Source organism: Butyrivibrio sp. CB08 (genome assembly GCF_003625485.1).
Lineage (GTDB): Bacteria > Bacillota > Clostridia > Lachnospirales > Lachnospiraceae > Butyrivibrio.
The window spans coordinates 21,842-36,170 of record NZ_RAIR01000002.1; the positions used below are offsets into that span (position 1 = coordinate 21,842).

A 14,329-nucleotide genomic window follows, 5' to 3' on the forward strand; every position below is an offset into this window, starting at 1 on the left:
ATTACTGCATAGTGGTAAAGTCAAAAAAAATATAATAAAAACTTAACATACAAATAATTTTAGCACAACTGCATTTTTTCACAAAAAATACTGCCAGAGTAAACTCTGACAGTACATTTTTACTATTGGTTTATATAATTACGATGTTTTCCCTTGCTCCGTCAGCCTTGATGATCATCTTGTCATAGGTCTTTCTGTCGGTGTCAAACTTGTAGATGATACCTGCTATCACAAAGATAGCGTTGGCATAAGCTGTTTCTGTGATGACAGCCTCAGCACTGTTGCCCTTTCCTATCTCCACTTCCAGAGAAAGAAGTTCCTTCTCAAGCTCTTTTATCCTGGTCTCCTTAGTGGCAACTGCAGCATTGATCTTAACCTTCCACTGCATGAGCTGTCTGTCACCGCCTCCAACCTCTTTGAGTCTTTCCTTCTCCTTGTTGAGGGTCTCAAGCTGTTCTGTCTCTCTGCTGATGTTCTTCTTAGTCTGGTTGTACCTGGAAAGAACATTGGAGTTAACGCCGATATTGATGATAGTCTTGGCTCCTGCCTTGTTTCCAACTGAAGCTGCTTCTATTCCAAAGAGGCTGTTGATGGTTCCGCCATAGATCATTCCGGCTCTTCCCAAAGTCTTGACCATACCCTTGGATTCAACCTTGCAGTTGATAAAGTAGTTAGCAACAATATCTTTTCCAACAATGGTAGCACCCTCAAAGTACTTGGCTGTAATATCTCCGCCTGCATAGATGCTTCCTCTTATAGGACATGTAACTCCGCCTTTGATGACCACATTTCCGCCAGCATTGACGTCAGAGCTCTCAAGATGTCCTCCGATTATTACATCTCCAGTTGCATCTATGACGCTTCCGGAAAAGACATCTCCCTTTACGTATACTGTTCCGTCGTATTTAATGGCCTTATCTGTGATCTTAACTTCCTCAGTAACAAGGAGCTTTGTTATCTCCACTTTTCCGTCTACCATTCTGATGGCTCCAGAATAAGTAGCCACGTAGCTGACTCTGTCATTAAGGATCATAAAGCCGGTACCTTTGAGAATAGGTATCTCTTTTCCAGGCATAGCCTTTAAAAAGGTTCCAAAGACGTCATATCCATCAACGCCCTTAGAGGCTCTGTGGTACTCAGCAATCTTATCTCCAACCTTTACAGACTGGATGTATTCAATATTATCAAGGTTAACGGTTCCATCCTTAAGAAGCTCAGGTTCTTCAGTGATCTCAGTGTTAAAGTAGAAGGTATAATGACCATTAGCCCCGTTCACAACTGGTTTTCCTGAAGCCACAAGCTCTCTTATAACAGATCTTCCTGCAGAACCGATCCTCTTTACCGCTTCCTTGTCAACTCCGTAAATGATATTAGCTTTTTCAAGGAACTTAAGGATTATCTCCTCAGTGTACTTCTTGCCATCAAGACGATCAGGAAGGGACAGAAAGCACTTCATGTTGTTCTCTTCATAGGCAAGATATGTCTCCTTATGAAGGATCATCTCCTTGACGAAAGCATCTATTTCACTTGTATCTTCTGTTGGTGTATAGCCTGCAGCAGCACCATTTTCTGCCGCTATGGACTTCTCGATATCGTATGCGCCAGACTCCAGTTTACGCCTTATACGGCGCATGTCTCTGGCGGTATACATCATGGTTGAATACTTGCTGATATCAAGGCTTGCTTCAATACCAAGCCTTATCTCCCTCATCTGGTCAGCCTGGTATAAAGGCTTCCTGTAAGGAGTGATATCTATCTGGTGCTCAAGGCCCATTCTCATCTCATACATCTGTTGCCATCCATATGCAACATCTGCATACTGTTTAACGTCTACACCATTCTCAAGACCAAGACGGATCTCTTTTATGGCGTCTCCTCGCATATCACCGGTAATATAGTCATCAATAGGAAGTCCTTCCTTGATGGCAAGTCTTACCTGTTCAAGCTGCTCATCATCAAATCTTTCACGGACGTATTTGTTGATGTCAATCTTATCAAGAAATGCCTTGTGCATCTGATCTAAGATGTTGGCATTGTATCTTTCAAAAACAGCTTTATCGAATTTAAGACCATCCTGGGCAGCAAGCCTTACAACCCTCATCTTAAGGAATGGAACATGAGGATGAGCATACATGGAAATATCAAGGCCATTTTCAAGGCCTTTCCTGATCTCACGCATCTGCATGGAGTCAAAGGCAGGATCCTGATAGAAAACAATAGGTACTCCACCTTCTTTGCTAAGCCCAAGGCGAAGCTCTCTCATCTGATCTGCGAAGTACTCCTTCTTGGCATAGACTGACACGTCGATGCCTGCTGCAATTCCCTGTCTGATCTGGGCCAGCTGCAGAACATCAAAGCCCTGCTTGCGATAACTGGACATATCGATGCCCGAGTACATCTCAAGGCGGATCTCCTCCATAGCTGACCATGATAAAGAAGGGTCCATATATTTGGACACATCAACTTTATCTGCGATTCCTTTTCTGATCTCTGCAAGCTGCAAGCTGTTAAACTTTAGGGCTTTAAGCTTTTCAACATCTGCGCCAAACTGTCTGCACAGCTCCAGCTCTCTTTCATAGGTGTTGTCGCCAAAGGAATCCAGACCTGAATATGTACTTCCACTATTTAGCATGTTAGTCTCGTTAGTTGCCATAGTACCCCACAATGAAGCTATATTAGTCTTATATTCATTATAGGAATCGTTTTTCTATTCCGTCAATAAATAAACAATAAAACAGAACAGTTTTTATATAGTTTTAATGAATGCTATGTAATATGTGTTTATACGGATTATCGAAAATGCACTAAAAATTGACAGTATAAGCTTCATATATTAGACTAAATTAATAAGTAATTTAACTTTAAAGGTAGGGGAAAAAGTGAAGGATCTAAAAAATTTAATATTCTTTGAGAATCTGCTCCTTGAGGCGAACAATGAGCTGGTTCAGAAGGCACAGTCCGAGGGGAAGGTTTGTGCCTGCTACACTTGTGAGAACACTCCTGAAGTGCTTCTCAATCTTGATGGCTGTTTTTCTGCACGTCTGCGTGCACCAAGAACAGGATCTTTGGATATTTCCACTTATTACATGACAAGTTTTCTGTGCGAATACTCTCGCGCCCTTTTAGAGCGCGCTATTGAGGGCGGCTATAACTTTGCTGACTGCATCATCACCCCTGATGGATGCTCAATGATGAACCGCTGCATAGAGAATATGGAACTGCTTAAGGCAGTAGGTAAAGGGAAGGACAAGTTCTTTTTCGAATACATGGAGATTCCAATGAAAGCCGATGACAATGGTCTTAATCTCTATGTTCTTCAGTGCAAAAACCACATCCTTAAGCCTCTTAATGAAACTTTCGGAATTGATACCTCTGACGCCGCCATCAGAAAGGCTGTTAAAGAACACAATCATATCTGTGAGCTTATTCGCGCTATTGGTGATTATAGAAAAGAAGAAAATCCAAGGATCACAGGTTATGAGTTTAATGTAATTACTCTTGCTACTTATGTGGCTCCCAAATATCTCATAGTAGATAAACTTGAGGAGACTCTTGAAGAGCTTAAGACAAGACAGCCGGATGACACAAACAGATTCAGAGCCCGTGTAATGGTAGTTGGCTCCGAGGTTGATGACACCGACTTTGTTAAGCTTATTGAGGACTCCGGCGCATATGTATGTGCTGACAGATTCTGCTACGGCTCTCTTCCTGGCAGAAATCCAATTATTCTCAATGACGAGGAAGATGCACTCACACAGATCTGCAGACAGTATATGATGAGGGGTGAATGCCCTCGCTTCATGAACACTGACAAGATGGATCACAGAAGAGTTTATGTAGATGAACTGGCAAAAGAGTATAAGGCTGACGGTATCATCTACGAGCAGATGAAGTTCTGCGACCCATGGGCCTATGAAAAGATGATGGGCTCACAGATACTCAGAAACAAGTACGGATACCCTGTTCTTGCTGTAGACAGACCATATTCCATCGGAACATCAGGCCAGATGCAGACAAGAGTACAGGCTTTTGTTGAGAGTATTGAGATCAAGAAGATTCAGAGAGGTGAAGCAAATGGCTAAGCAGATTGGCGCCGACAGGTTTGGCGATTTTTATATAGAAGGTTCCAGAGTCAGAAAACGCCGTGAATGGCGTGGCTTTGTGGACACCATGTACGATTATTCAAGATGGCTCAAGATAATGATGACTCTTGGCAAGTTCGTTATGAAGCCAAGAAACGTAAAGGCAATGTTCCGCTATCGCTGGATGGCCAATTATCTTGCAGTTCCCATGATGGTTGACAGACACACCCAGGGACTTAGAGGCGAATACCTTCGCATCTGCCACGAGGAGCAGGACCTGGTTATTGACGACGTAGCCAAGCTCCTTGATTCCCTATTCAGGGGCGATCGAAGGATCGGTAACGACAAGAAGTTCTCTGATAAGGTTGTACTTGTTGACGAGAACGAAATGACAGCAGTAATGATGGGATTTCCAACACTTAAGGTTCTTAGCCGCGAGACTCCATCTACTTATGTTTCAGTTCTTCTCAACCAGCGAGCTGCATGCCACTACATCGATGTAGCTCAGGAATTTGGTCTTGCCGGAGATGTATGTCCTATGCCAGAGGCTGAGGCCGGTGTTTCAATTGATGACGACGCTCCTATCCTTGGAGCCTGCGCTATCCAGTGTAACACCACCTGTGACGGATCACTTCTTGGCAATGGCGTTATCTCCCAGCGTCTCGAACACGAGGATGGAATCCCGGTATTCCAGCTTGCTGCTCCACTTCGCCACAGAGAGGACGACGTTCAGGAGTACGCTGCACAGGAGATTCGAAATGCCATCGCCTTTGTAGAAAAGCACACAGGAGTTAAATGGGACTGGAAAGCATACTTTGAATGTGCAAAGCGTGTAAACTACGCAACAAAGTGCCGTCAGGAATGGCTTGAGATGAACCGCACTCCTTATCCACAGGTATTTGGTTCTAACCTGGCACTCTACACAGAGACCAACTACATGGCTATCTGCGGAAGAGTCCCAGCCTTTGAAAAAGCTGATAGAAAGATCACCAAGCTTGCAAGACAGGCTTATGCTAAAAAGAAAATGGCAGCCAAGGAATATCGCCACCGCGCAATCGTATGGGGCGTTCAGTCACATTACTACATGGACTTCCTTGTATGGCTCCTTAACTGCTGGGGAATCGTTCCTCTTACAGATATGCTCTCAATGGTATCAACTAAAGAGATCGCTGAGGTTGACACTCCAGAGAACAGAGAACAGGCCATCTATGATATGGCTTGGCTTACAGAGAACATGATCATGAGAAACCGTACCCACGGTGGTTATAAGGTACTTCTTGATGAGCTTTGGGAGTTTGTAGAGATGTTCAACGCAGACATGGTTATCCTTTGGGAGCACATGAGCTGCAAGGCCCTCGATGGAATGCATGGTCTCTTCGAAGAAAAGGCCCGTGAAAAAGGAATCCCTCTTGTATGGGTATCCCACGACCTCTTCGATCCACGTATCATCTCCCGCCAGGGCGTTCGTGACCAGATCAATTCCTTCATGCGTACTGTAATGCAGGAAGAACCAATCGACCCATCACTTGAGATTCTGCCAGACGATCAGAGCTGGTAAAAACTAGCGGCTATAAGGCCCGTAAGAGTAAAACAAATTATATACAAGGAGTACCAATAAAATGGCATTGTTTCTACATGTACTTAAGATAATCGCAATCGTGATCGTAGCGCTGTTCGCATTAACCTTCACAGTCTACATCTTTAACCTGGACATGAAGCTCACAGCTGCTATAGAGCCATGGCTCTTAAAACACTACGATAAGATTGACAGAGATCAGCATCTATAACACTTCATACCCGCTTTATTGAATTGTAACGTCCTGCCAAAATCCCTCAAGGGGCTTTCACGGCATATCCCCTTGCCCGATTTTGGTAGGACGTTTTTTTGTGATCAATCGGGCTATGAAATTTCCAAAAATTCAGTTTATCACTCCCCTCTATCAAACCTCATACGGCTCAAATGCGTAGTAACGCTTCTCTGGTCCGTAATTTTTCAGCATTCACAAACTCGAAAAAGATGGTTTTTCAGACCAAATGCAAAGAAGTATTGATTTGGTCCGTAAAATTCCCTTTATTTTACCCTTGATCAACCAATCGATTTGCCAAAATTACAGACCAAATAGCATTAATCTTGTCCCTGGTCCGTAATTTAATTAAATATCATTTGATATACCCCTGAAAACTACATACCATTTGCATAAAAACCAGGCTCTGGTCCGTAAATTACGTAAAATCGCAATTTCATCATCTTACGGCCAATCACCTATACGTTTAAAATCTTTTCATCTCCCCTGTCGCACACAAAAAAGGGCTGCGCACCATATGGTGCACAGCCCTTTAATTATGCTTATTAGCGGAAACAATTATTTGTTTCTTGTCTCTTTGTAAGCCTTAACAGCAGCGTCAACGCCTGCCTTAAGTCCCTCGAGACCAGCCTTAGCTACATCAGCAGACTGATTAGCAAGTTCTCTTGCGATCTCCTCTGCCTTCTTAGCAGCCTCTTCAAGCTTAGCCTTTGTCTCGTCATCTACGAATGACTTCTTTGCATCATCAGCGCCCTTGCTAGCCTTGTCAGCGATAGCTGCCTGAGCTGCAGCAAGACGTGCAACAGGTACACGGAATGGTGAGCATGATACATAATCAAGACCAATCTTGTGGCAGAACTCAACTGATGAAGGATCTCCACCGTGCTCGCCGCAGATACCTACGTGAAGTGAAGGATTAACTGGCTTGCCGAGCTTGAGAGACATCTCCATAAGCTTACCAACACCTGTCTGGTCAAGCTTAGCAAATGGATCGTTCTCGAAGATCTTTGTGTCATAGTAAGCGTTAAGGAACTTACCAGCATCATCACGTGAGAAACCAAATGTCATCTGTGTAAGGTCGTTAGTACCGAAGCAGAAGAAATCAGCTTCCTTAGCGATCTCATCAGCTGTAAGAGCAGCTCTTGGGATCTCGATCATTGTACCAACTTCGTACTCAAGCTTAGCGCCTGCAGCAGCGATCTCAGCGTCAGCTGTCTCAACAACTACCTGCTTAACGTACTTAAGCTCTTTTACTTCGCATACAAGAGGAATCATGATCTCAGGCTTTACATTCCAGTCAGCGTGAGCCTTCTGAACTTCAAGTGCTGCACGGATAACAGCCTTTGTCTGCATCTTAGCAATTTCAGGATATGTAACTGCAAGACGGCATCCTCTGTGACCCATCATAGGGTTGAACTCGTGAAGAGAATTGATGATAGCCTTGATCTCGTCTACTGACTTGTTCTTAGCATCAGCAAGCTTCTTGATCTCGTCCTCTGTTGTAGGAACGAACTCGTGAAGAGGTGGATCAAGGAATCTGATTGTAACAGGGCATCCCTCAAGAGCTTCATAGAGCTGCTTGAAGTCGTTCTGCTGATAAGGAAGAATCTTCTCAAGAGCTTCTTCTCTCTCTTCTACTGTATCTGAGCAGATCATCTCACGGAAAGCAGCGATTCTGTCTTCCTCGAAGAACATGTGCTCTGTACGGCAAAGACCAATACCCTCAGCGCCAAGCTCTCTAGCCTTCTTAGCATCTGCAGGTGTATCAGCGTTTGTACGAACCTTAAGTCTTCTGAACTGATCAGCCCAAGCCATGATACGTCCAAACTCGCCAGCGATCTGAGCGTCAACTGTTGCGATCTGTCCGTCATAGATGTTACCTGTTGTACCATCGATAGAGATGAAGTCTCCCTCGTGGAACTCTTTTCCACCAAGAGTAAACTTCTTGTTCTCCTCGTCCATGTTGATGTCGCCACAACCTGATACGCAGCACTCACCCATACCACGAGCAACTACGGCAGCGTGTGATGTCATACCACCACGAACTGTAAGGATACCCTGAGCAGCCTTCATACCTGTGATATCTTCTGGAGATGTCTCAAGACGAACAAGAACAACCTTCTCGCCTCTCTCAGCCCAAGCTACAGCGTCATCAGCTGTGAATACAACCTTACCGCAAGCAGCTCCAGGTGAAGCGCCAAGTCCCTTTCCGATTGGTGTAGCAGCCTTAAGAGCAGCTGCATCGAACTGAGGATGAAGAAGTGTATCAAGGTTACGAGGATCGATCATTGCTACAGCTTCTTCTGGAGTCTTGTGTCCCTCATCAACAAGGTCACAAGCGATCTTAAGAGCAGCAGGAGCTGTTCTCTTACCGTTACGGCACTGGAGCATGTAAAGCTTCTTGTTCTCTACTGTGAACTCCATGTCCTGCATATCATGGTAGTGATTCTCAAGAGTCTCACATACCTTGATGAACTCTGCATATGCTTCTGGGAATTCCTTCTCCATCTGAGCGATTGGCATAGGTGTACGAACACCAGCAACTACGTCCTCACCCTGAGCGTTGATAAGGAACTCACCCATAAGCTTATTCTCACCTGTTGCAGGGTCACGTGTGAATGCAACACCTGTACCAGACTCATTATTAAGGTTACCGAATACCATAGGCATTACGTTAACAGCAGTACCCCATGAATAAGGGATATCGTTGTCACGACGGTATACGTTAGCACGAGGGTTATCCCATGAACGGAATACAGCCTCGATAGCAAGCTTAAGCTGCTCTACAGGATCTGAAGGGAAGTCCTTGCCAAGCTGGTTCTTGTACTCAGCCTTGAACTGCTCAGCCAGCTCCTTAAGATCTGCTGCTGTAAGGTCAACGTCGAACTTAACACCCTTCTTCTCTTTCATTGCATCGATAAGCTGCTCGAAGTACTTCTTACCTACTTCCATAACAACATCAGAGAACATCTGGATGAAACGACGATATGAATCATAAACGAAACGCTCGAAAGCTGGATCAGGATTGCCCTTGATCATTGCAGCTACTACTTCGTCGTTAAGACCGAGGTTGAGGATTGTATCCATCATACCTGGCATAGATGCACGTGCACCAGAACGAACTGATACAAGAAGAGGATTCTGAAGATCGCCGAACTTCTTGCCGTTAATCTCCTCCATCTTCTTAACGCCTTCCATAGCCTGAGCCATGATCTCGTCGTTAATCTTACGTCCATCCTCGTAGTACTGTGTGCAGGCCTCTGTTGTGATTGTGAAGCCCTGAGGTACTGGAAGGCCAATGCTTGTCATCTCAGCAAGGTTAGCACCCTTACCACCGAGAAGGTTACGCATTGTCATGTCACCTTCGCTAAACATATAAACCCACTTGTTCGCCATGTTTTTACCTTTCTTACCGGTTCTTGTCCGGTAACCTTTCATATATACATTTATTTATAACTACCAATTTTGATAACACTATCATAATTGGGAATTATCACATTTTATCGCTCCCTGGAATGAAGCTGTCAAAGATATAGATGTCGAAATCTCTTTTGGCATCCTCAAGCTGCTCCTGGCTCTTGATGGTCCAGGCTGCTGTCAGGCACCCATACAGATGTCTGTTTACCCAAAGTGAAAAGCTCTTTGGATACTTCCTGTTAAATGCTATGAAATCAGGCTTACCTAGGAAATTAAAGAAAAGATGAGTGAGAACGAAGTACAGTATTCCTTTAAATTCCTGTGGATCCTCCTTGTGGAACTCATCAGAAAGCTGTCCTCTCATAACATCAGGGCGATGCTTCCTGTACCAGATAACTCCCAGTGGATTGAAGGACTCGATACAATAAACGCCCTTGTAATCACTAAGAAGTCCATTGACTGCCGGACAAACAGATAAGTCCTTCAGTTCTATCTTAAGCTCTACAATAAGTGGAACCCTGCCGTCGACAAGTCTTAGGAAATCCTCAAATTTAGGAATCTTCTCGTTAGAATTGAAAAGGTGGAACTCCTTTAGCTCTTCATAGGTATAATCAATTACCTTGCCCTCTGGAGACTGGCCATCAGACGTCCTTGCCACCCTTTTTAATGTGAAATCATGAAAAATAACAGGGATACCGTCCTTGGTCAGCTGCACATCACACTCGATACCGTATCCAGCTTCCACAGCCTTCTTAAAAGCTGCCATGGAGTTCTCTGGAGCATCGCCAGCATTATCATGAAGTCCCCTGTGTGCATAAAGAACATTAATGTGTGGTCCTCTTTCAGGTCTGCCTATCATTCTGGGCATTGTCATAAGCAGATACAAAACTGCCAAAATCCCCAAAACCACGCATAAACACTGAATTACTGCCATTAATAACCACTTCCTAATTGATAATCTCGTAACTTGTCCGCCAACTATTTTACATTGCTTTTTGTTATAACGCAACCAATAATGTATAATATTAGTGTATTATTTCACAAAAAAATGTATGAAAAAGGGGCTTTGGGGATTATGAAACTTAATTACAGACGCACTATTCTTATTGGACTGGCATTTCTTTCTATCACTGCCTTCTGGCAGTTCTACGACAATGAGATACCCAGAATACTAAAATACACCTTTAATCTTGGCGAAACCGCTACCGGCGCTGTAATGGCAATGGATAACGTTTTTGCTCTGGTTCTTCTTCCACTGTTTGGAGCTCTTTCAGATAAGAGCAGCACGAAATTCGGAAAAAGAATGCCCTTCATTATTATAGGAACTTTCCTTTCAGTAGCTTTGTTCCTTATCTTAATGCTTGTGGCCAAGCCAAGCGGCAATGTGTTTTTCTTCTTTATAGTACTTCTCCTTCTTCTGGTAGCTATGGGAACCTACAGATCTCCAGCTGTATCCCTTATGCCAGACTTAACACCTGCACCTCTTCGTAGCTCAGCCAACGCTGTGATTAACCTTATGGGCGCTCTTGGCGGCGTATTTATCCTTGTTATGACAATGCTGGTTTTGGACAGACCAGAGAACCCTGCTGACACCAATTACACAGGCCTTGTTCTTAGTCTTGTTATCTGCATGATAGTATCCATCGTAGTTATGATCTTTACCATCAACGAGAACAAGATCAAGAAACAGATTGAAGAAGAAGGCGGACTTGGCTCCCTTGGCGATCAGATCGATGATGATGAAAAAGAGATCCAGGCAAGTAAAGGAAAGCGCCTTCCAGCAGACGTCATGAAGAGCCTTGCTTTCCTTCTTATATCAGTAGCATTCTGGTTCATGGCTTACAACGCTGTTACTACAGCCTTCACAAGATACGTCAGCGAAGTCTGGGGTCCTGAGGGCGGAAGCTACGCAGGAGCTCTTATGGTTGCCACTGTAGCTGCAGTTCTTAGCTACATTCCAATCGGTATTCTTTCAAGTAAACTTGGCAGAAAAAAGGTGATTCTCGCCGGCGTTTTACTTATGAGCTTTTGTTACCTCAGTGTGTCCTTTATGGTCACCTACTCTCCTCTATTAAACCTGTTCTTCGTTCTTATAGGAGTGGGCTGGGCAGCCATCAACGTAAACTCCTACCCTATGGTTGTTGAGATGAGTAAAGCTGGTGATATCGGTAAATACACAGGAACCTACTACACCTTCTCCATGGCAGCACAGGTATTTACACCTATTCTCTCCGGACTTCTTCTTGAGAATATTTCTTACAGGACACTGTTCCCATATGCCTTTGTGTTCTCAACCCTCGCATTCTTTACAATGCTGATGGTTAAGCACGGTGATTCCAAGCCAGAGGCTAAAAAGAACATTATTGAGCACTTTGATGTTGATGACTGATAAACGCTTAATAGAAGATTTATAATTGATTACTCATTATTTTGATAAAATATAATGTATGGAACGGTACTTTATAGATAATCTTGACACAGCCATATCCAGGGAGTGGATAAAAGCCTACCACCACCCCCTGATTCGTGCTGCCAGCGGACATGTTTCTGATGAAGAATCTCTTGCAAGATGGGAAGACCCTGAAAAAGGAGTCTTTACTGCCGCTGAATTTGTCCCAGTTCTCGAAAAAGAAAAACTCTCATATAAACTTGATCTTTATATGGTTGAGCGGGTCCTTAAAAAACTTAAGGGTCAGGCTGAGCACGGTCTTCACATCGTTCCTGAGTCCGTAAATATCTCCCGCGCAGATTTTGACTCCTGCGATATGGTAAAAGAGATAACCCAAAGAATAGATGCCTCCGGGCTTTCAAGGGATATCCTCATTGTTGAGCTTAATGAAAAAGATGTGGGAAGCGATGTGGATTACATGAAAACCCAGGTGGAACGTTTCAATAAAGAAGGAATCAAAGTCTGGCTAGACAACTACGGGGGCGGCCACTCTTCTCTTCTCATCCTCCTGAAGATCCACTTTGATCTTCTAAAGATATCCAGAGAACTGGTAGCGCAGATTGGTAAAAACGAGGCTGCGCAGATTGTTCTTACTGAATACATAAAGACCGCCATCGCTCTTGGAATGGACACTTCCGCCAAGGGCGTCGAGACCAGGGAACAAGCCATGTTCCTTAAGGAAGTTGGATGTACTAAGCTTCAGGGTTTCCATTACATAAAGCCTGTGTCGCTGGCAACTATCATCGAACGAAACGAAAAGGGCATTCAGATCGGTTTTGAGAATCCAGCGGAATTCGAATATTACGAGAAGCTTGGCAGAGTAAATCTCTACGATCTTTCTTTTTCAAGAGCTGACAGCGATTCTCTTGATAAATACTTTGATACCATGCCCATGGTCATCTTCACTTTGGATGATAACAAGGCCACTTTTATCAGATGCAACAAAAGCTACAGGGAGTTCTTAGACAAGTATTTCCCTGATACGAAGAGATGGCGATTCTTCAATTACGATTCCATAAGGCCAGGAGTTGGCTACTATTCGTATAACGCTGTAAGGCAATGTGCCGCAGATGGGAAAAGAGCTATCATCGATGACAGAATGAGTGATGGAAGGACTATCCAGCTCTTTGCAAGGCGCATAGCTGTTAACCCGGTCACAGGTGCTTCTGCAGTAGCTATTGCTGTTTTATCTGTATCCGAAGCTGCAGCAAAAAACGAGCTGACCTATAACTACATAGCCAGAGCCCTTTCAGAGGATTATCTGTATCTGTTCTTCGTTGATCTTGATACAGAAGAATACACTGAATATGCCGCCAATGGTATTAACCGCGACATAACCTTTGAAAGACACGGCGATCATTTCTTCGAATATGAAAAAACCGGTATTGATCTGGAAATTCCCGATGATGAGCTGTCTCAGCTCAAGGTAAACTTCACAAGAAAGAACGTAGAAAAGGGTCTTGCTGAAAACGGAACCTTCTCTCTGCTGACAAAGATGTATCTAAATCAGCAGCTGGTAAATATTTCCATAAAAGCCGTAAAAGTAAGAGGCGAAGGGAACCATATCATAGTGGGGATAAGCAACGTTGACGCCCAGATAAAAGCCCGTGAAGTTCTTGAAAAAGCCAGGGAAGAAAAGGTCATCTACTCAAGAGTTGGCGCCCTGACCGGCGATTATATCTACATTTATACCGTGGATCCCGAAACCTTCCACTACAAGAAATACAACCCTTCGGGTATTGTATCAGACCTTGGAATTACCGATGAAGGTGATGATTTCTTTGGATCCATCATAAGTAGCGCCCCCAACGGCATCTATCATGAGGACCTTCATGAATTTCTGTCAGCCTTTACAAAAGAAGGGGTCCTTGAAGAAATAGAGAAAAAAGGAATATTTGAAAACAGACACCGTCTGAACATCGGAGGAACCCCACGTTATGTGTTAATGCGCGCCACTATCCTTCAGGAAGAAGACGGAAAAAAACTTATCATGGGTATCTTTGACATTGATGAAAGAGTAAAGCGTGAACAGGAGTATGAAGCTAATCTCTTTGATGCCCAGCACAGGGCAAGTTACGACGAACTTACTGGTGTAAAGAACAAGAACGCCTACGCCAGCGTGGAAAAGAAAATGGACAGCCTTATAGTTGACGAAGTTCATTTTGATTTTGCCATCGCACTTTTTGATATCAATGATCTCAAGCTTGTAAATGACACCTATGGTCATCAGGCTGGAGATGCCTTTATCAAAAAGGGCTGCGACTATATCTGCCGGCTATTCAAACACAGTCCTGTTTACAGGATTGGAGGCGATGAGTTTGTTGTCGTAGCTCAGGGCTATGACTATTTAAACATTGATTCCATCATGGATAAACTTAGAAAGCACAATATCAAGAACAGATTAAAAGGTGAAATAGTTATAGCTGGTGGAATGTCCAAATATGATGATGATCCCACTGTCGCTGCTGTTTTTAAGCGGGCAGATGAAGAAATGTACAAGAACAAGGCGGAACTTAAGAGATAAAAAAAGCTGATACATGAAGCTCCCATTTAGGGATATCATGTATCAGCTATAT

The 14,329-nt window shown here is 43.8% G+C and carries 8 protein-coding genes; 5 read left to right on the top strand and 3 right to left on the bottom strand.

Annotated elements, in window-relative coordinates:
• Window positions 1–130: 130 nt before the first annotated feature.
• Complete coding sequence (locus D6855_RS03765) at window positions 131–2,653, bottom strand: DUF342 domain-containing protein (protein WP_120738224.1); 2,523 nt, start codon at window positions 2,651–2,653, stop codon at window positions 131–133.
• A 226-nt stretch (window positions 2,654–2,879) separates the two neighbouring features.
• On the opposite strand from D6855_RS03765, the gene D6855_RS03770 reads away from it, so the two are divergent.
• The 3 genes from D6855_RS03770 (at window position 2,880) to D6855_RS16775 (ending at window position 5,869) form a co-directional block, all read left to right on the top strand.
• Entirely contained in the window at window positions 2,880–4,082 is a 1,203-nt protein-coding gene (locus D6855_RS03770; RefSeq protein WP_120738226.1) for a 2-hydroxyacyl-CoA dehydratase family protein, read from the top strand.
• Entirely contained in the window at window positions 4,075–5,640 is a 1,566-nt protein-coding gene (locus D6855_RS03775) for a 2-hydroxyacyl-CoA dehydratase family protein (RefSeq protein ID WP_120738228.1), read from the top strand. Before D6855_RS03770 ends, D6855_RS03775 begins: the two co-directional genes overlap by 8 nt.
• A gap of 61 nt (window positions 5,641–5,701) precedes the next feature.
• The gene (locus tag D6855_RS16775) at window positions 5,702–5,869 is read left to right on the top strand and encodes a hypothetical protein (RefSeq protein WP_199712400.1); all 168 of its coding nucleotides are present in this window, start codon (window positions 5,702–5,704) and stop codon (window positions 5,867–5,869) included.
• 576 nt (window positions 5,870–6,445) lie between these two features.
• Here the strand turns inward: D6855_RS16775 and ppdK are convergent.
• Entirely contained in the window at window positions 6,446–9,283 is a 2,838-nt protein-coding gene (ppdK, locus tag D6855_RS03780; protein WP_120738230.1) for a pyruvate, phosphate dikinase, read from the bottom strand.
• Window positions 9,284–9,380: 97 nt separating this feature from the next.
• Window positions 9,381–10,238, bottom strand: a complete 858-nt coding sequence (locus D6855_RS03785) for a glycerophosphodiester phosphodiesterase family protein (protein WP_120738232.1) — start codon at window positions 10,236–10,238, stop codon at window positions 9,381–9,383.
• Window positions 10,239–10,379: 141 nt separating this feature from the next.
• Here D6855_RS03785 and D6855_RS03790 point away from each other — a divergent pair, with 141 nt between their 5' ends.
• Together D6855_RS03790 and D6855_RS03795 are read left to right on the top strand one after the other, a co-directional pair.
• Window positions 10,380–11,693, top strand: coding sequence for an MFS transporter (locus D6855_RS03790; protein WP_120738234.1), 1,314 nt, complete (start codon window positions 10,380–10,382; stop codon window positions 11,691–11,693).
• Between the two features lie 58 nt (window positions 11,694–11,751).
• Window positions 11,752–14,277 (top strand): bifunctional diguanylate cyclase/phosphodiesterase, encoded by a 2,526-nt coding sequence (locus tag D6855_RS03795; RefSeq protein ID WP_120738236.1) that lies wholly within the window; start codon window positions 11,752–11,754, stop codon window positions 14,275–14,277.
• The last annotated feature ends 52 nt before the right edge of the window (window positions 14,278–14,329 follow it).